This window comes from Burkholderia sp. AU33423, assembly GCF_002223135.1.
Taxonomy (GTDB): Bacteria; Pseudomonadota; Gammaproteobacteria; order Burkholderiales; family Burkholderiaceae; genus Burkholderia; species Burkholderia lata_D.
Genome location: NZ_NKFH01000009.1, coordinates 13660 through 33998, shown reverse-complemented (window position 1 = coordinate 33998; position 20339 = coordinate 13660). Strand labels below are relative to the sequence as shown.

General features: G+C 66.2%; 18 protein-coding genes. 9 read left to right on the top strand and 9 right to left on the bottom strand.

Annotated features, from left to right (window positions below; genetic code table 11):
- Nucleotides 1-20 precede the first annotated feature (20 nt).
- From CFB50_RS33370 to CFB50_RS33350, 5 genes are all read right to left on the bottom strand, one after another.
- Nucleotides 21-875, bottom strand: a complete 855-nt coding sequence (locus CFB50_RS33370) for a DJ-1/PfpI family protein (RefSeq protein WP_089449042.1) — start codon at nucleotides 873-875, stop codon at nucleotides 21-23.
- Between the two features lie 153 nt (nucleotides 876-1028).
- Nucleotides 1029-1775 carry a glucose 1-dehydrogenase gene (locus CFB50_RS33365; protein ID WP_089448753.1) on the bottom strand — a complete coding sequence of 249 codons (747 nt, stop codon included), beginning with the start codon at nucleotides 1773-1775 and terminating at the stop codon, nucleotides 1029-1031.
- Between the two features lie 215 nt (nucleotides 1776-1990).
- Nucleotides 1991-2836, bottom strand: a complete 846-nt coding sequence (locus CFB50_RS33360; RefSeq protein WP_089448752.1) for an MBL fold metallo-hydrolase — start codon at nucleotides 2834-2836, stop codon at nucleotides 1991-1993.
- Between the two features lie 18 nt (nucleotides 2837-2854).
- Nucleotides 2855-3181, bottom strand: coding sequence for a hypothetical protein (locus CFB50_RS33355; RefSeq protein WP_089448751.1), 327 nt, complete (start codon nucleotides 3179-3181; stop codon nucleotides 2855-2857).
- Nucleotides 3182-3187: 6 nt separating this feature from the next.
- On the bottom strand, nucleotides 3188-3730 hold the full coding sequence (locus CFB50_RS33350) for a sugar ABC transporter (RefSeq protein WP_089448750.1): 543 nt from the start codon (nucleotides 3728-3730) through the stop codon (nucleotides 3188-3190).
- A gap of 166 nt (nucleotides 3731-3896) precedes the next feature.
- Here CFB50_RS33350 and CFB50_RS33345 point away from each other — a divergent pair, with 166 nt between their 5' ends.
- The 4 genes from CFB50_RS33345 to pntB all read left to right on the top strand — a co-directional run bounded on the left by CFB50_RS33345 (nucleotide 3897) and on the right by pntB (nucleotide 9422).
- Nucleotides 3897-4802 (top strand): LysR substrate-binding domain-containing protein, encoded by a 906-nt coding sequence (locus CFB50_RS33345; RefSeq protein ID WP_089448749.1) that lies wholly within the window; start codon nucleotides 3897-3899, stop codon nucleotides 4800-4802.
- A 99-nt stretch (nucleotides 4803-4901) separates the two neighbouring features.
- A complete protein-coding gene (locus CFB50_RS33340) occupies nucleotides 4902-5705 on the top strand; it encodes a lipid II flippase Amj family protein (protein ID WP_089448748.1) in 804 nt (267 codons plus the stop codon).
- 698 nt (nucleotides 5706-6403) lie between these two features.
- Nucleotides 6404-7996 (top strand): Re/Si-specific NAD(P)(+) transhydrogenase subunit alpha, encoded by a 1593-nt coding sequence (locus CFB50_RS33335; protein WP_089448747.1) that lies wholly within the window; start codon nucleotides 6404-6406, stop codon nucleotides 7994-7996.
- A gap of 13 nt (nucleotides 7997-8009) precedes the next feature.
- On the top strand, nucleotides 8010-9422 hold the full coding sequence (gene pntB / locus CFB50_RS33330) for a Re/Si-specific NAD(P)(+) transhydrogenase subunit beta (RefSeq protein WP_089448746.1): 1413 nt from the start codon (nucleotides 8010-8012) through the stop codon (nucleotides 9420-9422).
- A 244-nt stretch (nucleotides 9423-9666) separates the two neighbouring features.
- Here the strand turns inward: pntB and CFB50_RS33325 are convergent, their stop codons facing one another.
- Nucleotides 9667-10290, bottom strand: coding sequence for an ABC transporter ATP-binding protein (locus CFB50_RS33325; RefSeq protein WP_089448745.1), 624 nt, complete (start codon nucleotides 10288-10290; stop codon nucleotides 9667-9669).
- 206 nt (nucleotides 10291-10496) lie between these two features.
- On the opposite strand from CFB50_RS33325, the gene CFB50_RS33320 reads away from it, so the two are divergent.
- From CFB50_RS33320 to CFB50_RS33305, 4 genes are all read left to right on the top strand, one after another.
- On the top strand, nucleotides 10497-11033 hold the full coding sequence (locus CFB50_RS33320) for a tetratricopeptide repeat protein (protein ID WP_231937812.1): 537 nt from the start codon (nucleotides 10497-10499) through the stop codon (nucleotides 11031-11033).
- Nucleotides 11034-11135: 102 nt separating this feature from the next.
- Nucleotides 11136-11585 carry a GNAT family N-acetyltransferase gene (locus tag CFB50_RS33315; RefSeq protein WP_089448744.1) on the top strand — a complete coding sequence of 150 codons (450 nt, stop codon included), beginning with the start codon at nucleotides 11136-11138 and terminating at the stop codon, nucleotides 11583-11585.
- Nucleotides 11586-11697: 112 nt separating this feature from the next.
- Nucleotides 11698-13119, top strand: a complete 1422-nt coding sequence (locus tag CFB50_RS33310; protein ID WP_089448743.1) for an HD domain-containing phosphohydrolase — start codon at nucleotides 11698-11700, stop codon at nucleotides 13117-13119.
- A gap of 80 nt (nucleotides 13120-13199) precedes the next feature.
- Nucleotides 13200-14969 (top strand): histidine kinase, encoded by a 1770-nt coding sequence (locus CFB50_RS33305; RefSeq protein WP_089448742.1) that lies wholly within the window; start codon nucleotides 13200-13202, stop codon nucleotides 14967-14969.
- A gap of 20 nt (nucleotides 14970-14989) precedes the next feature.
- Here CFB50_RS33305 and CFB50_RS33300 read toward each other — a convergent pair whose 3' ends face one another.
- From CFB50_RS33300 to CFB50_RS33290, 3 genes are all read right to left on the bottom strand, one after another.
- On the bottom strand, nucleotides 14990-16096 hold the full coding sequence (locus tag CFB50_RS33300) for an extracellular catalytic domain type 1 short-chain-length polyhydroxyalkanoate depolymerase (RefSeq protein WP_089448741.1): 1107 nt from the start codon (nucleotides 16094-16096) through the stop codon (nucleotides 14990-14992).
- Nucleotides 16097-16353: 257 nt separating this feature from the next.
- Complete coding sequence (locus CFB50_RS33295; protein ID WP_089448740.1) at nucleotides 16354-18057, bottom strand: cobaltochelatase CobT-related protein; 1704 nt, start codon at nucleotides 18055-18057, stop codon at nucleotides 16354-16356.
- A gap of 4 nt (nucleotides 18058-18061) precedes the next feature.
- Nucleotides 18062-19264 carry an ATP-binding protein gene (locus CFB50_RS33290; protein ID WP_089448739.1) on the bottom strand — a complete coding sequence of 401 codons (1203 nt, stop codon included), beginning with the start codon at nucleotides 19262-19264 and terminating at the stop codon, nucleotides 18062-18064.
- A gap of 496 nt (nucleotides 19265-19760) precedes the next feature.
- On the opposite strand from CFB50_RS33290, the gene CFB50_RS33285 reads away from it, so the two are divergent.
- A complete protein-coding gene (locus CFB50_RS33285) occupies nucleotides 19761-20285 on the top strand; it encodes a GNAT family N-acetyltransferase (RefSeq protein ID WP_089448738.1) in 525 nt (174 codons plus the stop codon).
- Nucleotides 20286-20339: the final 54 nt, after the last annotated feature.

The window sequence follows — 20339 nt, the reverse complement described above, 5'->3', positions numbered from 1 at the left end:
TCACATTGCCTGACAGCGTTTCAACGAACGCCTGGGACGCGTGCGAGCCCCCTGGATGCACCGGGCAGCTTCTTTTCGACCATCGCGATCACTTCCGGCCGCGCATCTTTCGGATGGCCGGAGTGGAACGGCGGCGCGGGATCATATTCGATCACGAGCTGCGTGAATTCGGCGGCCTGTTGACCGCGCAGCTTCGCCGCCACGCGAAGGGCGAAGTCGATGCCCGCCGTCACGCCGCCGCCGCTCATGAACCGGCCGTTGTCGTCTTCGACGAAGCGGTCGGGCACGGGAATGGCGCCATATTCGGCCAGCTTGTTGACGAAGGCCCAGTGGCAGGCGCTTCGCTTGCCGTTGAGAATGCCCGTTGCGGCCAGCACGAGCGATCCGTTGCAGACGGACGTCACGTGCCTGGCGCTTTCTGCCAGGCGCCGGATCTGCGCTTGATACGCGGGACGCATCGGCGCCGACAGGTCGGACCCGCCGGGGACCAGCAGCACGTCTGTCTTGTCGATATCGGCCAACCGCTCGGTCTTGCCGTACACGACGCCGAATTCGAGCGTCACGTTGCCGCCATCGAGGCTCGCGTAGCGAACGTTCGTATTCGGTAGCCGATGGAAGACCTCGCTGGGGCCGGCGAAGTCGAGCAACGTGCCGCCGTCGTAATTGACGATCAGGATATTGAGCGGGTCATTCGGGGCAAGTGCGCCGTCGCCGCCGGTCTGGGCAAGCGCAGGAGTGGCGTGTCCAAGCAGGGCGCCGCCACCGAGGACGGCGCCGAGCGTCGCGATGCTGCCGAACTTGAGCACGTCGCGGCGCGAACGACCGGCTCGGGTGAGTGGCGATCCGGAAGTATTGTTTTCGCTACTGTCGGTCAAGATCATTTCTCCTTGCACGTCGGCCCCGCTGCGAGCGCTACCAGGCTGGGCCGGATGAAATAGCCGCCGCGACTCACAGCGTCGCGGACGTGAGGTCGGATAGGCGGATGAGCCGCGATGACACACAGGGCGCCGGAATCGGGCGCCGCAGGCTCAAAGCTGCGAGGCGCCGCCGTCGACGACCAGTTCGGTGCCGATGACGTACGAGGATTCGTCGCTGGCGAGATAGAGTGCGGCGTTGGCGATGTCCTCGGCCTTGCCCATGCGGCCCACCGGAATGGCGTCGGCGAACTCGGCCTTGCGGTCGCGAACCCATTCGTCCGGCATGCCCCACTTGGTCAGCAGCGGCGTGTCGATTGCGCCGGGCGCGATCGCGTTGAAACGGATTTTCCGGTCGAGAAACTCGTACGACCAACTGCGGGCCAGCGATCGCACGGCGGCCTTCGCGGCTGCCGTCAACGAGATGCCATGCTTGCCGGTCTGCGCGACGAACGAGGTGTTGAGAATGACCGACGAGCCCTTTCGCAATTGCGGCAGCACCGCTTGAAGCGTGAACACCACGCCTTTGACGTTGATGTCCATGATCTCGTGGTACAGCGCGTCGTCGATATCGTTGACGGCGGACGGGAACGCCCAGCCGGCGTTCGCGAACACGACATCCAGGCCGCCGAACTTCTCGTCGATCTCGGCGGCAATCGCCCGCATGTCCTCGATCGAACGGACGTCGCCCTTGAGAACGAGCGCATGCTCGCCGAGTTCGGCCTTCACGCGCTCGAACACCGCCTCGTCGCGACCCGTCACCGCGACGCGGGCGCCTTCCGCAATGAACCGCTTCGCGGTGGCAAGACCGATGCCACTGGTACCACCGGTGATTAACGCCGACTTGTCTTTAAGCCTCATCTTCTGCTCCTTTCTACGTCGTGATGGATCGGGCCGAAAGCTCAAGACGCGATGGCGTTTGTGCCTTTCCCTGCTCGATCCTCACGTGCAGTATGGAACGCGAAGTGGATGGCGCAAAGGTCGTATAACCCTCAAAAAACGCCACTTGGATCAAACGGATGACGCATGCATTTCGGCGTTGGATGGCGGCATCGCACGTCTGTACACGTGTGGCTTCAGCCTTCGTGCTCGTAAAGCAACCCATATCCGCCGCTCGTGCGCTCGATGCGTGCGAACCCGAGTTCCCCCAGATGCATGCCGGCGATCAGAAGCCCGTCCGCGCTGAGCTGGTCGAGAAGGCGTGACCGTGTAGCAGCTGCCAGCGACGCATCGTGGTCGAACGCAATCGATACGTCCGGCCGCTGAATCTGGATATGCGGAAAATGCACCACATCCCCCCACACAAGCAGGCCCTGATCGCGGGATTCAAGAACATATCCAGTGTGCCCATCGGTGTGTCCCGGCAGCGGCAACGCGCTGATGCCGGCGAGCACTTGTCCATCTTCGAACATGCGAAGCCGGTCGTCGTAGACATCGAACACCTGACGCGCCTTCGCAAAGTTGCCGCGAGCCCGCTCACTGGCGCGACTGAGATTTCCGTCGTCCTGCCAGAACTTGATCTCTCGCTGATGCACGACCAGCTCCGCATGTGGAAATGCGGCCTGTCCCGCATCGTTCACCAGCCCACCGACATGATCGGGATGCGCATGGGTAAGCAGGATGGTGTCGATCGCAGCGGGTTCGATACCGGCAAGCATCAGGTTCGTTTGGAGTTGGCCACCCCATTGCTTGAACCCGCCAGCCCCGCCATCGATGAGAACGGTGCGGCCTGCTCCGCGTACGACGTAGCAATTGATATGAACGGCCGCCGGCTTTTTCTGTCCGGCATCACGCTGCATTTTTGATGCGTCATCCGAATCGATATTCGACAGGAAGTCGAGGCTGGCAGTGAGATATCCATCGCTGATGGCGGTAATCGTGAAATCCCCGACTTGCTGAACAGGAAAGGTAAGGGTGGACATCGTGTGGCTCCGAATCGGCTAGTGGCGAGCGTGAATGTTCGACGCGGTGTAACCAAAGCACCGAATGCGCGCGGTGAGGCCAGTGCGGCGAACGATCGCCTGATCCAGCGCTTCCATGAACCGGTTCATGACCTCCGGCGTGCGAGGCGTCCCGACGCGATACCGGATGTCGGCGAAGACGGGATGCCCATGTCCGAGCAGAACCGCCAGGAAAATGACGTGGACGTTCTTGAGTTCAGCCTCAAGCACCTGCGTGCAGAGCTCAACGCAGTCGCGCGACAACTCGGCGAGATCGTCATCAGCCGGCATCCGCTTCGCATCGATCGAGAAAGTGACGTTCGGCATCGCGGTCTACTCCTGTGCAATCGAAAGGGCGCGTGTGCTCGTCAACTGCTCCGTCATCGGCGCGTAAAGGTGGATGCCTTCCGGGAGCGCTTCGACAAGCCGCGCGCTATTCCGTGGCACGACGGCGAGCCAACGGCGCGCCGGAAACTTCTCGAGCGCAACGGCCTGCATGTCCAGCGGTTGGAGGCCCAATCGAATCAGCGAATCAGGGCCGCCGGCGCTCAGTGCGAGATGTTCACCGTCGTTTACCGCCGGCGCGCAGCCGATATCGCTGTAGAGATTCCGGTGCCAGTCGGTGATGTGTCGTTGCCACTTCGCGAAATTGCCGCCGCCTTTGCGGCGATATTCGTCGCCGGTCAGGACATCGAGGCCGTCGATCGTGTGGATCGCCAGATAGACCGGGCAACCGCCCGTGATCGCCTTGAACCGCTGCGACGTGTGAAACCCCGTTACCGAGATCAGCGCGGGCAGCTTTTCAAGGCTGTAGAAGTCGTTCCATTCGGCTTCGCTGTCGAGGTCGGCGAAGCTGCATTCCACGGTGTAGATCATGGGATCGTCCTTTGGGCAGGATGCACATCCATCTGGGAGCGTGTGATGTTCAGTGCGTTAACGTAATGCTAAGCTCGCCATTGCGCTCCTTAAAGCGAAATAAAGTCAGCCTTCAGTGACATTTGCTCAAGCTGAGGGTGAACACACTCCGACCAACGAGACGTCCATGCCCCGCAAGATCCCGAGCAATTCCGCGCTCCAGGCGTTTGAAGCCGCGGCCCGACACGGCAGCTTTGCCCGAGCCGCCGAGGAGCTGGCACGGACCGAGGGGGCCGTCAGTCGTCAGATCGGCCGGCTCGAGGCGTTCCTGGGCGTCACCCTGTTCGAGCGGATCGGCAATCGGGTACGGCTGGCGCCAAACGGCGCGCGCTATGCGGTACAGGTTCGCGAGATTCTGGATCGGCTCGAACGGGACAGCCTGTACCTGATGGGGCAGCCGATCGAAGGCGCGAGCCTCGATATCGCCGCCATTCCAACCTTCGCCACGCGCTGGCTGATCCCCCGGCTGAAACATTTTCAGGACCGGCATCCGAACATCACCGTGCATATCGCCGAGCGGATGGAGCCGTTCCTGCTGGCCGGAAGCGGTTTCGACGCAGCGATTCATTTCGAGCATCCGGCATGGGCGGGGATGCATCTGCATCCGCTGCTGGAGGAAGTGCTGGTGCCCGTCTGCAGTCCGGCGCTGCTCGCCGGCGCCGGGGCGAACCCGTCGCTGGATGCACTGCCGCGTCTTCATCGGAGACAGAATCCCGACGCGTGGCAGGCCTATGCGCAGGAGGCCGGCATCGTGCTGACCAATTCGGCGGTGGGCGCGCGCTATGACCTTCATTCGATGCTGATCGAAGCGGCGCTGGCCGGCCTGGGTGTCGCGCTGGTGCCGCGCCTTTACATCGACGCGGAGCTCGAGCAGGGGCGGCTGGTTGCGCCTTGGCCGGAGGGCAAGACGATCAAGAAAAACTTCTGCCTCGTCCTGCCCGAGCCGATCGAACTGGCCGACGGGCCGTTGCGGGCCTTCGCGACATGGATGTTGAATGAAGCCCGCGGACTGGCGCCCCACGGCAGCGCCTGACGCTCGTCGCCCAACCGTTACGCCTGCGTAGGCAGCCTCGCCAGGCTGATGCGCCGCGCTCGGGTACACTCGTGATCCCGTCACGCACGCGGCACCAGCATGGACAGTCAGCTTTGGATCATCTGCGGGCTTACCTTCGTCATCCATGTGATCGCGACGCTGGCTTATGCCGTGCGGATCGCCGGCGTGCGCACGCGTCGCATCGCGTTGTCGTTTTCGTTGTTCGGGATCATCGCGCTCGTGTCCCGAACGGCCAATTCGTTTCAAGGGCCGTTCATCGCGAAACGCGTTGAAATGGACATCGCGCACCGGATGGGGAGCGGGTTGCTGGCCGACTTCCGATGGTTCCTGCTGTCCGCCACCGTGGCGACCATCGTCGGGACGTTCCTGATCCCGACGTTCCAGCGTTATTTCAGTCGCGCCGTCGAACACTTCCAGGCGAATCGCTCGATTCCCCGCCTGCTGCTGGATGCGTGCAGCCGTGCGGGTATCAACACCCTCCGCGTCGGCGCACGACTGCCTTCCAGCCAGAACGTTACGCAACTGACCGCGAACGCCGGTGTGTCATGGGGCGTCATTGCGCTGAACGTCGCCGCGATGGCGATCTGGACGGTCGGCGTGTTTGCGTCGCTGTATGCGGGCTATCTGAAGCCCGACCTGAGAGTGACGTGCGCGAACCTGTCGTCCGTCATCAACGGTTTCGCGACCGTCGTGCTGGCGGTCGTCATCGACCCCCAGGTTTCCGTCATGACCGACGACGTCATCGAAGGGCGGATCTCGGAGAACAGCTTTCGGCGCGCCATCACGACGCTCGCGGGCGCGCGCGTGCTCGGCACGTTGTGTGCGCAAGCAGTGCTCGTTCCGGCCGCGCTCGTCATCGTACGCGTCGCCGAGCTGATCTAGCGCTGCAACGAGACAACCGGATAACCGGCAACCTCTCCCGTCCCTACTCGCTGCGCATCGACACATCGACCTGCACGCCGGAGGAAGGCGCGCGCCGCATACGTGCCCACGTCGACGCGCTGCGTGAATGATCGTCACCGGATGGGGCCCGGCAGTCAGTCGGCGTTCTCCATTAAACTCGCCGGCACTGAAGCGCGTCGGCCACACGGATTATGTCGTTGGCGCGCGACAAATGGCATTGTGCCGACAAGCAAGGAGATTTCCGATGAAACCGATTCCGGTGCTCGTGTGTCGATCACCGATTATTCGAGTTTCAAACGGATTCACGCGCTGGCAGGCCGTGCAGGGCGGTGCTGGCCGGTGAGCGGGAGTGTGCCGGGCCCGTTATGTCCAGACAGGGGATTCATGGATTGAATGCGCGTCGATTCAAAATATAAATTTTGGAAAGACTCTGGCACGGGATATGCTTGATGGGTTTTATCCGATCGGAACATACGCCGGATATTCGTCAGCATAATCAGGCAAGAGCATGAACACGGTTGCCCTGACAAGACAATCGATTAGAGGATCGATCGTTTGTGAAATCTGCGCAGTAGTGCCAAGCTGCGCGCGGAGCAAAGTCGTACACGGATTGAGTTGGGTGACGTGAAAACGCAGGCCGTAATTCCTCGCGACGGCCACTACTGACAGTTCAGGATATGACATTACTGATTGGGGTCCCTCTGGAGACGGCCCACGAGGAGCGGCGCGTAGCGACCGTTCCCGACGTGGTCGAAAAGCTGATCAAGCTCGGGTTCTCGGTGGCCGTGCAAAGCGGTGCCGGCACCGGCGCGAACTTCAGCGATGACGACTACCGCACGGCCGGCGCCGACGTCGTGGCGACGGCCGCCGATCTATGGGGCCGCAGCGACATCGTCCTCAAGGTGCGCCCGCCGAGCAGCGACGAAGTCGCGCTGATGCGCGAGGGCGGTACGCTGATCGGCTTCGTCTGGCCGGCCCAGAACCCTGAACTGATGCAGCAGCTGGCCGCGAAGCGGGCCACGGTGCTGGCGATCGATTCGCTGCCGCGCACGCTGTCGCGCGCGCAGAAGATGGATGCCCTCACGTCGATGGCCGGCGTGAGCGGCTACCGCGCCGTCATCGAGGCGGCCCATGCGTTCGGCCGCTACTTCAACGGACAGATCACGGCCGCAGGCAAGGTGCCGCCGGCCAAGGTGTTCGTCGCCGGCGCGGGCGTCGCCGGCCTCGCGGCGATCGGCACGGCCGCGGGCCTCGGCGCGATCGTGCGCGCCAACGACACACGCGCGGAAGTGGCCGACCAGGTCAAGTCGCTCGGCGGTGAATTCGTCAAGGTCGACTACGAGGAAGAAGGCTCGGGCGGCGGCGGTTACGCGAAGGTGATGAGCGAAGGCTTCCAGCAGGCGCAGCGCGCGATGTACGCGCAGCAGGCCAAGGAGGCGGACATCATCATCACCACCGCGCTGATTCCCGGCAAGCCGGCGCCGAAGCTGATCACGGCCGAGATGGTGCAGTCGATGAAGCCGGGCAGCGTGATCGTCGACATGGCCGGCGAGCAAGGCGGCAACTGCGAACTGACGGTGCCGGGCGAAGCCGTGGTGCGTCATGGCGTGACCATCGTCGGCTACACGGATCTCGCGTCGCGCCTGGCGCGACAGTCGTCGACACTGTATGCGACCAACCTGCTGCGCGTGGTCGAGGAGCTGTGCAAGGGCAAGGACGGCACGATCAACGTCGACTTCAACGACGACGCGATCCGTGGCCTCACGGTCATCAAGGAAGGCAACGTCACGTGGCCGCCGCCGCCGATCCAGCAGCCGGCCGCCGCACCGAAGCCCGCCACGCCGCCGGTCGCGGCCACCGCGTCCAAGGGGCACGGCCACGGCAGCGGCGCGCCGATGTCGGCGAAGTCGCTCGCCATCACGTTCGCCGTCGGCGCACTGGCGTTCCTGCTGGTCGGCCAATTCGCGCCGGCCACGTTCCTGGCGCACTTCACGGTGTTCGTGCTGGCCTGCTTCGTCGGCTACATGGTGATCTGGAACGTCACGCCGTCGCTGCATACGCCGCTGATGAGCGTCACCAATGCGATCTCGTCGATCATCGCGATCGGCGCGCTGGTGCAGGTCGCGCCGCCGTTGGGCGACGCGGCGGCGGGGGGCCGTCCGTCCGGGCTGATCCTGGGCCTGGCGGTGGGCGCGCTGACGCTCACGGCCGTCAACATGTTCGGCGGCTTCGCGGTGACGCGACGCATGCTGGCGATGTTCCGCAAGTAAGGAGACGACAACAATGACTTCCAATCTGACTACCGTCTCCTATATCGGCGCGGCCATCCTCTTCATCCTCAGCCTCGGCGGGCTGGCCAATCCCGAGACCGCACGGCGCGGCAACCTGCTCGGCATGATCGGCATGCTGATCGCCGTGCTCGCCACGGTACTCGGCCCGCGCGTCTCGGTTGAGGGCGTTCCGTACATCGTGGCGGCGCTGGTCGTCGGCGGAGCCGTCGGCCTCTACGCCGCGAAGAAGGTGCAGATGACCCAGATGCCCGAGCTGGTTGCGCTGATGCACAGCCTGGTCGGTCTGGCGGCGTGCCTGGTGGGCTTCGCGAGCTACATCGATACGTCGGTGCAGTTCACGGGCGCCGAGCACGCGATCCACGAAGTGGAAATTTATGTCGGCATCCTGATCGGTGCGGTGACCTTCGCGGGCTCGGTGATCGCATTCGGCAAGCTCTCCGGCAAGATCGGCGGCAAGCCGCTGCTGCTGCCGGCCCGGCACTGGCTCAACCTGGCCGCGCTGGTGGTGGTGATCGTGTTCGGTCGTGCGTTCCTGCATGCGGAGACGGTCCAGGACGGCATGACGCCGCTCATCGTGATGACGGTGGTGTCGCTGCTGTTCGGCGTGCACATGGTGATGGCGATCGGCGGCGCGGACATGCCCGTCGTGGTGTCGATGCTCAACAGCTACTCGGGCTGGGCGGCGGCGGCCACCGGCTTCATGCTCGGCAACGACCTGCTGATCGTGATCGGCGCGCTGGTGGGCTCGTCGGGTGCGATCCTGTCGTACATCATGTGCCGCGCGATGAACCGCAACTTCATCAGCGTGATTGCGGGCGGCTTCGGCACTGGCAGCGGCGCGCCCGCGGCGGCCGGAGGCAGTGCGCAGCCGGCCGGCGAAGTGGTGGCGGTGAGCGCGCTGGAGACGGCCGAGCTGCTGCGCGATGCGAAGAGCGTGATCATCGTGCCGGGGTACGGGATGGCCGTGGCGCAAGCCCAGCACACCGTGCATGAACTCACGAAGGCGCTGCGCGAGAAGGGCGTGGACGTGCGTTTCGCGATCCATCCGGTGGCCGGCCGCATGCCGGGGCACATGAACGTGCTGCTCGCCGAGGCGAAGGTGCCTTACGACATCGTGATGGAGATGGACGAGATCAACGCCGACTTCCCCGAAGCCGACGTGTCGATGGTGATCGGCGCGAACGACATCGTGAACCCGGCGGCGCAGGAAGATCCGGGCAGCCCGATCGCCGGCATGCCGGTGCTCGAGGTGTGGAAGGCGAAGACCTCGATCGTGATGAAGCGCAGCATGGCGTCCGGCTATGCGGGTGTCGACAATCCGCTGTTCTACAAGGACAACAACCGGATGCTGTTCGGCGACGCGAAGAAGATGCTGGACGAGGTGTTCGGGGCGTTGAAGGCCTGACGGGGCGCATGGCCGGGCGTGTGCGCGGGGCGAACGATGGCCGGCTGGGGTGGCGGACAGTCGGTTATCGGGGCCCGGCGCGCCGGACATGCGTATCGTGAAGGTCACGGAAGTGCGAGGCGGGTGGGGCTGTTTCGCATTTCCTTGCGGCAAAAGACGGCGATCGAGCGTCGATGCATAGTTCTCCCTCCAACCAACAGCCACACCCGATCCTTCCCCGCGACCGCGTCGGCGACGATGCCGCCTATCCAGCGAATCCAAGCTCCGCAAAACTGATGACCCTTGCGTCACAGGCACGCGCCAGCGCCGGATCGTAAGTCGAAAAAAAGACGGCATGGTCCGCAGCCAACGTCTTGAACAGATCGATCAGCACCGCACGCGACGCGGCATCGAGCCCGCTGTCCGGATCGTCGGCGATCACGACGGCGGGCGCGCCGAGCGTCGTCGCCGTCAGGAACAGTTTCTTGCGGGTGCCGAACGACATCTGCTCGAAGCGCTTCTCCAGATGCGGGCCGAGCCCGAATCGATCGGCCAGCTCGAGCGTGCGGGCGTCGACGACGGTCTTCCTGCCGGCCGCCACGAGATCGAGAAACTCGCGGCCGGTCTGAAGCGGATACGCCAGGCAATCGTCGGGTACGTACGCCAGTGCGGATTTCGCATCGTGCGGCGCGGTGCGCAGCGAATGGCCGCCGATCCACACCTCGCCTTCGTCCGCGTCGAGGGTGCCGGCGAGAATGGCGAGCAACGTCGATTTGCCACTGCCGGTTTCGTCGCACAGTGCCATGCATCCGGCGCCGGATGCGTAGTTGAGTCCCTGGAAGATGACGCGCTGGTCGTAGCGCTTGCCGAGATTGTCGAAGCGGAGCATGGATCGGTAATCAAACGAAAATTCGCCAGGTGAGCGCGACCCACATCATGGTCAGCGGCAGGCCCGGCAATACGGATGTTCGGGACGCGTAGCGTTGCGGCAGATAGTGTAATGCGACAAGCGATGCACCCGGGCAGACGACGGTGCGCCGAAAGTCGAGGCACGCGCGTCATACAGCTCGAGTATGCTGGATGAATGCCGTCCGGATGACCGACCAGCACGGCAAAACTGCAAACAATCACCGCGATCGTATCGCAACCACCGGCCGCACCGGGCCGATTTCAACTCCGGAACAGGGACTCGACATGGCAGAACTGGACCACACGCTGTACGAACGGATCGGCGCGCTGAGCGACGCGGGCGATGCGTTGATGGAAGACGGCGACTACGAAGGCGCGCTCGAGAAATTCTGGGCGGGATTCGACCTGCTTCCCGAACCGAAGACCAATTGGGAAGCCGGCACCTGGTTGATGGCCGCCATCGGCGACGCGAATTTCCTGAAAGAGGACTACGCGGCCGGACGCGACAATCTCGCCCAGTCGATGCATTTCCCCAACGCGATCGGCAACCCTTTCCTGCACCTGAGGCTCGGTCAGTGCCAGTTCGAACTGGGCGATCTCGACCGCGCGGCCGACGAGCTGATGCGCGCGTACATGGGAGGCGGACCGGAGCTGTTCGAGGACGAGGACGGCAAGTACCTGCGATTCCTGGCGACGCGGGCGGAAGGCATCGAGACGCCCTGACGCGCGTGGTTCGTGCCGCCGGCCGGTCGGCGTCGCGAGTGAGTATCGACCGACGCCTGTGCCGAGACGCCAGGCGTTTCTCCGCATGAGCGCAACCAGCCAATGAACCTGACCTTTCCCCTCGCCACCCGATCCGACGCCGAGACGCTGGTCGCCATCCGCATCGCCGCGATGCGCGACAGCCTCGAGCGCATCGGCCGCTTCGATCCCCAGCGTGCGCGCGACCGGTTTCTCGCGTCGTTCGACCCGGCGCTATGCCGGTTGATCGAAGTCGATGGCGTGAACGCGGGCTTCTTCGTGGTCCGGCCGCAGGAAGATCACTGGTTGCTCGACCATCTGTACATCGTGCCCGAGCATCAGGGAAAGGGGATCGGCGCGGCGGTGCTGCGCAGCATCTTTGCCGACGCCGATTCGCGGCGCGTGCCCGTTCGCGTCGGCGCGCTGCGCGGCAGCGATTCGAACCGCTTCTATGCCCGGCACGGCTTCGTGCAGGCCGACGAAGCGGAGTGGGACATCTACTACGTGCGTGCACCGGGTTCGGCGACGCTGTAGATCGTATTCGCGGTGGGGTCGGGGCGAGCGCGTCAGCGTTTTCACGGATACGGAACGCGCGGCGCATGCCGATGATGCAGAGAGAATACAAATACATGATCCGAGGCCAATCATGACGACATCTGCAACAAACGGACCGAATGCGGTATCACCTGAAACGACCGGGGCGGCAGCGACATCCGCCGATGCGGGTGGCGTGCCGTCGATCCTGCTGGTCGACGACGAGCCGAGCGTGCTGTCGGCGCTCAAGCGCGTGTTCCGGCCCGCCGGTTACGAGATCCTGACCGCGGAAAGCGGCGAGGCGGCCCTCGAGATACTGGCGTCGACCGAAGTCGATCTGATCGTGTCAGACATGCGGATGCCGGGCATGAGCGGCGCGGAGTTCCTGGCCCGTGCGCGAGCGCTCTACCCGGACACGATGCGCATCCTGCTGACCGGCTATGCGGAAATCGCATCGGTCATGCAGGCCGTCAACGACGGCGGCGTGTATCGCTACCTGAACAAGCCGTGGGACGATCACGACCTGCTGCTGACCCTCGAACAGGCGCTGGAGCAACGGCGTTTGCGACGTGAAGCGGCCCGGCTCGCCGCGCTGACGGAAGCGCAGAACGAAGCGCTGCGCCGGTTCAACACGGATCTCGAAACGCAGGTTCGCGCACGCACGGAGGAACTCGGCCAGACCGTGATGTTCCTCGAAGCCGCGCAACGCGACCTGAAAAGCAGCTTCACCGCGATGGTCCAGGTCTGCGCGAGCATGATCGAGATGCGTTGCGGGTCGGCCAGCGGTCACGCGATGCGGGTCGGCGAGATTGCGCGGCGGCTGGCGCTGAGCTCCGGGATGAGCGAGCTGCATGCGCAGGACGTCTACTTCGCGGGGCTGCTGCATGGCATCGGCAAGTTGTCGCTGCCGGACGAATTGCTGCGCAAGCCGCTCGCGAAGATGACGACGGAAGAGCACGGCCTGTTCCTGCAGCATCCGCTGCGCGCGCAGATGGTGCTGACACCGGTCGCGCAACTGCACAAGGTCGCGTCGATCGTGCTGCACCAGTACGAGCGCTTCAACGGACGCGGCACGCCGGACAGCCTGGCGGGCGACGCGATCCCGCTCGGCTCGCGAATCCTGGCGATCGCGCGCGATTTCGAAGGGCTGCGCCATGGCGAGATCGGTGCGCCGCATTCGGTCGAGCAGGCGCTCGACGCGTTGCGCTCGCAGGCCGGCGTGCGTTACGACCCGCGGATCGTCGATGGCCTGACCGAACTGATGCGGGACCCGGCGAGCCTCGGCATCGCGGCATCCGTCGCGGAGATCAAGTCCACGCAGCTGCGCGAAGGGATGCAGCTCGCCGACGATCTGCGCACGCATCGCGGCGTGCTGCTGATGACCAAGGGCAGCGTGATGTCGGCGCACCAGATCGAGCTCGTGCGCCGCTTCGAGACGCGGGAGGGGACGTCGTTCGACATCCTCGTGCTGGCCGGCCAGGCCGCGGCGAAGCCGGCGCAGAGCGGGCCGAATGCGGGCGCGGCGCCGGCCTGAACCCGGCCGCGCGGCCTGATGGCCGCGGTGCACGACTGCGCACCGCGGCAACGTACTCACCTCGATCCGGGCGCTCGATCATGTACGGCACCTACAATCTCCCGCTCGTCCTGCTGTCGCTTGCGATCGCGACGCTGGCCGCCTATACGACACTCGACCTGGCCGCCTTCATTTCGCTGCTCGACAACCCGAAGCTCAAGCGTGCGTGGCTGGGCGGCGGCGCGGCGGCCATGGGCACCGGCATCTGGTCGATGCATTTCGTCGGCATGCTCGCGTTTTCGCTGCCGATTCCGCTCGGCTACGCATGGCCGGATACGGGCGCGTCGCTGGCGATTGCGGTGCTCGTGTCGTACTTCGCGCTGACTGTCGTCACGCGCGCACGGCTGGGCTGGCGGCGGCTGCTCGTGGGCGGCGCATTGATGGGCGCCGGGATCGCCGGCATGCACTACGCGGGGATGGCCGCGATGCGCATGGAACCCGGCATCCGCTACGATGCCGCGCTGTTCGCCGCGTCGATCGGCATCGCGGTGATCGCTTCGACTGCCGCGCTCTGGATCGCGCAGGCGTTGCGCGTGCAGCAGGCGCGCCATGCGACCGCCCAGCGGGTCGGTGCGGCCTTCGTGATGGGCATCGCCATCACCGGCATGCACTACACGGCGATGGCGGCCGCGCATTTCGCGCCGGACGCGCGATGCGGGGCCGCGAACGGCGTCGACACGCCGTGGCTCGCGACGACCGTCGCGCTGTTTACGACGGGGACCCTGGTCGTCACGCTGTTGCTGAGCCGCTTCGATGCGCGCACAACCTTCCTGCGCGGGATGACCGATACGCTCGAGCGGCGCGTGCGGATGCGCACCGTCGAACTGGAACGCGCGCTGCACCGCTACGAGCAGACGACGGCGATGCTGCAGCGTACGCGCGAGAACATGGCGACCGAGATCGACGAACGCAAGGCCGCGCAGACGCGGCTCGAACAGGAGAAGGAGGAGCAGCGGCGCCTGCTGCATGTGCTCGAGGAAACCCACGTGCAGCTGCTGCAGTCGGAAAAGCTCGCGTCGATCGGTCAGCTCGCGGCCGGCGTTGCGCACGAGATCAACAATCCGATCGGCTTCGTCAGTGCGAACCTCAACACGCTGAAGACATGGGTGCACAGCCTGCTCGACGTGATCGCGGCGCACGAAGCCGCGCTGCCGCAGCTCGACCCGGCCGCGCGCGACGCGCTGACGGCGAAGGGCCGCGCGGCGGATCTGGACTACGTGCGCGGCGAGATCGAGACGCTGATCGACGAATCGATCGACGGCGCGCTGCGCGTGCGGCGCATCGTGCAGGACCTGCGCGATTTCTCGCGTCCGGCCAGCGACGAGTGGAGCGTGGTCGATCTCCGCGCGGGGCTGGAAAGCACACTCAACGTCGTTCACAACGAACTCAAGTACAAGGCCGACATCGTGCGCGATTACGGTGACGTGCCGCAGGTCGAATGCCTGCCGTCGCAGTTGAACCAGGTCTTCATGAACCTGCTGGTGAACGCGGCGCACGCGATTCCCGAGCGCGGCGTGATCACGATCCGCACGTCGAGCGATGGCGAGCAGGTGTCGATCGCGATCAGCGACACGGGGACGGGCATGACGCCCGACGTCGTCCGGCGGATCTTCGATCCGTTCTTCACGACGAAGCCGGTCGGGCAGGGCACGGGGCTGGGCTTGTCGGTATCGCACGGCATCGTCAAGCGCCATCGCGGCACCATCGACGTGACGAGCGAGCCCGGGCGCGGCACGACGTTCTGCGTCCGGATACCGATCCGGCGGGCCGGCGATCGCGCGAACACGGCGGAGCTCGAGCAACGGGCGTGATCGCATGACGGCGTCGCACGTCATCGCAGCCGCTTGCGGCGTTGGCGACGAAAGAAATGCCAGAGCATCGCGGTGGCGTCCGGCCCCGTGGCGGAATGAAACGGCTCGCGCGGGTCGCCGCCGCTCCATGCATGCGGCAGCCGGCGGACGATGCAGACCCGGACGACGAGACGCCCGGCCTTGAGATAGTCGACGTAGTCGGCATCGTCGCGCGCATAGGTGCGTTGCTCGCCAACCCGCATCGCGCCGTGTTCGTCGACGAGCCGGTTGAGCCGCGCGAACGCGATGCCGAGCTGCGTCGCGTTCCGGTCGGTCACGACCGTATCGAGTGCGCCGTGCATGACGAGGGCCGGCATGCCGGGATAGGACGCGACGTCGGCGCACGCATCGACCGCGCGTATCGGGTCGTCGCGCAGGCCTCGACGCATCAGGTTCATCGCCGCCAACGTCGACGACGGCGGGGCGATGGCCGGGCCGGAGTGCAGGCCGACGGCCGCGAAGCGGTCGGGATACCGGATGGCCAGTGCCGCGGCGAGCCCTGCTCCGGCGGACATGCCGGCCAGGTAGATCCGGTCGCGGTCGAAGCCGTGCTGTCGCACGATTGCGTCGACCAGCGACGTGACGGCCGCGGCTTCCGACTCCGTCGCGTCGCCGTGCCAGTGCCAGCAGCGGTGCGCATGCGCGGTCTTCGCCTGTTCGGGAAACAGCACGGCGAACCCCGACCGCTCGGCGAGACGGCACATGCGCGTGCCCGCGGCAAACGACTCGGCGCCCTGCTTGCAGCCGTGCAGCATGACGACCGCCGGCATGCCGGCCGTCGTCGCCGGCGCGGCGGGGAGATACAGCGCGTAGGCAAGATGGTTCACGTAGCGGCCGGCGCTCGGGCCGGCGGAATGAAACGAGCGGAGCCACGTGCCGGGCACCTTGTCCGCCGGTGCGCGGGCGGGATGCGCGGTGCCCGTCGTGCGTCGGGCGGTACGCACGGTGACGGCCGGCCGGGCGACCGGCTTGACCGCCCGCTTGGCGGCCGGTCGCGGCTTGCTCGTGCGCTTCGTCGGGCGCGTGCCGGCGGCGACGGAGAGCAGTTCGAGGTGCCGCAACCAGAGGCTGGTTTTTTTCCTGGGCATGTGCAGTTTCGTGCCGGCGGCCGACCGTGGCAGGAAGACACGGCCGACTCCGCCGTCGCGTTGACAATCGAAAGGGGGCGCGGAGCAAGGATCGTGCTGCCAGCTGCGTGCACATCGAAACCGGTCGACCGGTCGAATGCAACGGAACGCGGGATGCTGCGTCACCGTGGCGATTCGAGTCGGCCATCGGCGATGCTAACCGACTGATGTGACGCGCCGGCGAATCGAGGTGTGCTTCGACCCTGTCGCGCCCGAGGCTAGCGCCGATCCAGCAGTGTATCGCTCAATACGCTGAACGCCGCGCCCGGCAACTCGTGCAGATGCTCGACCACGCTGCTGACCGGATAAAAGGTTTCGACCGCATCGTCGAGTATCCCGACACCGATGAGTTCGACGCGCCGCTCGCGCAGCGCATCGACGCGGGCACGCAGGTCGGTGCGCAGGATCGCCGGGTTGCCGTCGCCGGTGGCCGGATAGCCGTCCGACAGCACCATCAGGATTCGTCGCCGCGCCCGCTTCGCCAGCAGCCGCTCGGCGGCCCAGCTCAACGCCTCGCCGTCGGGATTCTCGTGGCCGCATTCGATGCACGCGAGGCCGCTCGGATTGTCGGAATCGAACCGCTTGTAGACGCGCAGGTCGAGCCGTTCGACGAACCGGTTATAGCCGAACGTGCCACGGCCGGCGTCGATCCAGCGCTGGTAGTGCGCGCGCATCGCGGCATCCTCGACGGAGCTGTAGCCGAGCACTTCGCACGCGAAGCCGAGCTGCGTCAGCGCATCGCACAGCGCTGACGCGCACAGCCTGGCGAGTTCGATCTTCCTGCCGGCCATCGACCCGCTGCAATCGATCAGCAGGCCGACGGCCGCGTCGCGCCCGGGTGCGGCGCGCCGGACGCGGAATGGCGTGCGATAGCCGGGCGACGTGACGAGGCGGGCGAGCGACATCCGGTCGAGCTCGCCGCGTTCCTGTTCGCGTTTCCAGCGCGTCTGCTCGTCCACTTTCAATGCACGTTCGAGTCGTAGCTTGAGCGGCTCGGTCTGCGCGCGGGCCGCGCTTCGCAGGCGGTGCCAGCGCGCCGGTTCGCCCTTGCCGGTGAAGTCCGTCACCGTGTCGAACGCGGTGGTCAGCGGGACCGACAGCAGCGGCCGGTTGTCCGCGGACAGGCGGATCGTGCCGGGCGCCGCATCGCCCGGCGTCGGCGCGTCGGCGGACGATTCCGTGTCGGCGATCGACCCGGCGCCCGATTCGGCGGAAACGGGCGCACGCGCGTCGTCCGGCGCGCCCTGGCCGTCCGGTTCGAATTCGGCGGCGATACGGTCGCTGTCGATCGTGCTGCCCGGATCGGCCGTGAACATCATGTTGTTCGCACCGGCCGACGCCAGCGCGCGCACGCGTTCGACGATCCGGTGCGCGGCGCGGATGCTGTCGGCGGTCGATGTGGCTGCACGCGCTGCGTCGACGAGATCGCCCGAGGCGGTCATCGTCGCGTCGAGCGACGGCACGCGCTCGATGGAAGGCGGCGGTTCGTCCCACAGCGCACGTTCGATGCGCCACACCAGCCTGTCGCGCCATGCCATTTGCGGCCACCGGCGGAGCGTGTCGGCGGCCGTCGCCGCGCGCATCCGCCGCAGGAACGTCATCGCGCCGGGATAGATCGCAGCGAGGCGGCCGGCCGCGCGCCGGTCGTCGATCGCCTGCGCAATGGCCCGCACCGCCGGCGACGCCAGTGCGGCAATGTCATCGATCGCACCGAAGCGGGCGCGCGCCGCGTAGAGGTCGACGAGGCCGGTGATCGCATCGTCGTCGACGTCGCCGGTGAGCAGCGTGTCGGGCAGCACCAGCAGGTCGCGCTGCGCGACCGGCGCTTGGCGTGCAAACCGTACCTCGATGCCGTGCTGTTGCGCGAGCGTGCGGGCCAGCCGGGTCAGGTGGAGCGACCGCGCGTCGTCGTCCCGGTCCATCGCGTCAGGCCTCGATGTCGATGTAGTGGCGAATGATGCTGCGGATCAGGTCGGCGTCTTCCTCGCTGACCTTCGCATAGATCGTCGGGCCGGCGGCCGATTCGGGATCGCCGGTGCGCAGCATCAGCTCGGCCCAGTCGATCAGGCGCCGCGTCGAGAACGCGCTGGCCAGATCCTCGCGGACGAACGCGGCGCGGCAGTCGGCCGCGATCGCCGCGAGCGTGTCGGCCATCGCCGCGGTCATGGCCGCGCCGAACGTGCGCTGCAGCACGCGCGCCTCGTCGGGTGGCGGCAGGTAGTCGAGGCGGTAGACGCGCCAGCGGTCGAGAAACGCCTCGTTCATCACGTTGGCGCCCTGGTACAGATGGCGGAACTGCCCCATCGCACCCACCGCATTGGCCGTCGCGAACAGCCGGAACGACGGATGCGGGACGACGATCTCGTTGCCTTTCTCCTTCAGCAACAAGCGGCCGGCCGGTTCGAGCACGGCGGTCAGCACCGCGAGGATCGCCGGTTCCGCGAAGTCGATCTCGTCGACGATGAGCCACAGCCCTTCACGCATCGCGGTCGGCAGCACGCCGTCGACCCAGATCGTCTCGCCGCCCTTGACGGTCCAGAGCCCGACGAAGTCGCCGACCGTCGTCTGCCCGTTCATGTTCGAGCGCAGCACGCCATGACCGGCCAGCGCGGCGGCCTGCTCGATGAGGCTCGTCTTGCCCGTGCCGGTGTGGCCGATTAGCAGGATGCGTCGGTTCTCGACGATGTCTTCCAGCACGTTCGTCACGCGCGCGGTGAACAGGTAGGCCGGGTTCAATGGCGGCACGAGCGGCCCGCCCGGGCCGCGCGGCATCGGCACGCCGCCCACCTGCGCGACGTGCGCCGCGTCGCCGGCTGGCGCCGGTCGCGACGCGTGCGCGCTTCGTAGCGCCTGCATGAATGCGCCGCGATGAGCGGGCGCCGCGCGATCGCCGGCCTCACGCCGGACGAAACCTTCCTGGATCCACTTGTGCAGTTTCGCATCGAGGTTGTCCGCATCGACGACCGTATCGACCGAGGTGCTGCCGTCAGGCCGGTGATGCTGGATGCGGTACATGTGCGCGCGTTCGGACCGGCTGACGATCCATTGCCCGGCGGACGGGTCCGCCAGTTGGCGATAGACGCCGAGTACCGACGGGGCGGAGGGGGAGGAATCGGCGGGTGCGTTCATGGTGGCGAGCGAGAGTGGGCGGCTGGCGCTTCATGCCTGCGATGCATCGCGTCGATTGTAGATTTTTTTGTCGTGAAGGAGGGCATTCGCGCGGGAATCGATCCGCTGCGATCCGGGGCGGAGCCGGCGGCGCGTCGGCGTACCGGATCGGGAGAGCGCCGCGGGCAACGCGCGGCAGCATGATCTTTCGGCTCCCTTGCTACGCGTCGAACCACGTTTGCCGTGCCGATCCGCAGGCAACGTGGCGGCTCGTTGGCCTGGGTCGGCCACGCCCGTGCATGCAAAGGTCGATCGACACCCCGCCTTGCGCTGATCTCCCGGGTTTTCACGAAGACCACCCGTCATGTCGAATCGCGGGCCGACACACCTTGATCAACCGGGTGGAATTTCAGTACCGTAGCAGGCTCGATCGCCGGGCTTCCATCGCGTGTCCTTGGGCAGCCCGGCGTGCCATCCCATTGCGCGCCGGTCGATGACAGGCGAAGGAGTGTTGAACGTGACGTCGACAGGCGTGGACAAGGTGAGGATCCGTCGTGCCAGCACACTCGATGCCCCGGCCGTGCTGGGGATCTTCGACGACGTGATTGCGTGGTTCGTCGCCATCGGCAACGACGGACAATGGGGCCGCGAGCCCTGGTCGACGCAACCCAGGCGGATTGCACTGGTGACCGAAGCCTGTGCGCTGCCCGATGCGTGGGTGGCAGAGGATCAGGACGGCCGCGTCCTCGGCGCATTGATCCTCGGCGAGTCCATGCCCTACGTGCCGCCGGCGACCGAGCCGGAAATCTATGTGCGCGTGCTGGTTGCGTCGCGCGACGCACGGGCGCGGGGTGTCGGCCGGCGCCTGATGGCCTTCGCGGACGAGCGCGCCCGGGCGGCCGGGGTGGAGCGCCTGCGGGTGGACTGCTATGGCGGCGGGACCGGCGCGCTGGTGCGTTTCTACGAGTCGTGCGGCTATGAGCGAATTTCACCCTTCGACGTGGACGGGTGGCCGGGGCAGTTGTTGGGGCGTCGTTTGTGACCGTGCCTGACCGAAGCCGCGCGGCACGACGGCTTTCGGTCGAGCCCGGGACGG

Bases quoted from the DNA above. Each gene is read 5' to 3' on its own strand.
- CFB50_RS33365 (WP_089448753.1), bottom strand. From the start codon at position 1,775: ATGAGGCTTAAAGACAAGTCGGCGTTAATCACCGGTGGTACCAGTGGC.
- CFB50_RS33360 (WP_089448752.1), bottom strand. From the start codon at position 2,836: ATGTCCACCCTTACCTTTCCTGTTCAGCAAGTCGGGGATTTCACGATT.
- CFB50_RS33355 (WP_089448751.1), bottom strand. From the start codon at position 3,181: ATGCCGAACGTCACTTTCTCGATCGATGCGAAGCGGATGCCGGCTGAT.
- CFB50_RS33350 (WP_089448750.1), bottom strand. From the start codon at position 3,730: ATGATCTACACCGTGGAATGCAGCTTCGCCGACCTCGACAGCGAAGCC.
- CFB50_RS33345 (WP_089448749.1), top strand. From the start codon at position 3,897: ATGCCCCGCAAGATCCCGAGCAATTCCGCGCTCCAGGCGTTTGAAGCC.
- CFB50_RS33340 (WP_089448748.1), top strand. From the start codon at position 4,902: ATGGACAGTCAGCTTTGGATCATCTGCGGGCTTACCTTCGTCATCCAT.
- CFB50_RS33335 (WP_089448747.1), top strand. From the start codon at position 6,404: ATGACATTACTGATTGGGGTCCCTCTGGAGACGGCCCACGAGGAGCGG.
- pntB (WP_089448746.1), top strand. From the start codon at position 8,010: ATGACTTCCAATCTGACTACCGTCTCCTATATCGGCGCGGCCATCCTC.
- CFB50_RS33325 (WP_089448745.1), bottom strand. From the start codon at position 10,290: ATGCTCCGCTTCGACAATCTCGGCAAGCGCTACGACCAGCGCGTCATC.
- CFB50_RS33320 (WP_231937812.1), top strand. From the start codon at position 10,497: ATGACCGACCAGCACGGCAAAACTGCAAACAATCACCGCGATCGTATC.
- CFB50_RS33315 (WP_089448744.1), top strand. From the start codon at position 11,136: ATGAACCTGACCTTTCCCCTCGCCACCCGATCCGACGCCGAGACGCTG.
- CFB50_RS33310 (WP_089448743.1), top strand. From the start codon at position 11,698: ATGACGACATCTGCAACAAACGGACCGAATGCGGTATCACCTGAAACG.
- CFB50_RS33305 (WP_089448742.1), top strand. From the start codon at position 13,200: ATGTACGGCACCTACAATCTCCCGCTCGTCCTGCTGTCGCTTGCGATC.
- CFB50_RS33300 (WP_089448741.1), bottom strand. From the start codon at position 16,096: ATGCCCAGGAAAAAAACCAGCCTCTGGTTGCGGCACCTCGAACTGCTC.
- CFB50_RS33295 (WP_089448740.1), bottom strand. From the start codon at position 18,057: ATGGACCGGGACGACGACGCGCGGTCGCTCCACCTGACCCGGCTGGCC.
- CFB50_RS33290 (WP_089448739.1), bottom strand. From the start codon at position 19,264: ATGAACGCACCCGCCGATTCCTCCCCCTCCGCCCCGTCGGTACTCGGC.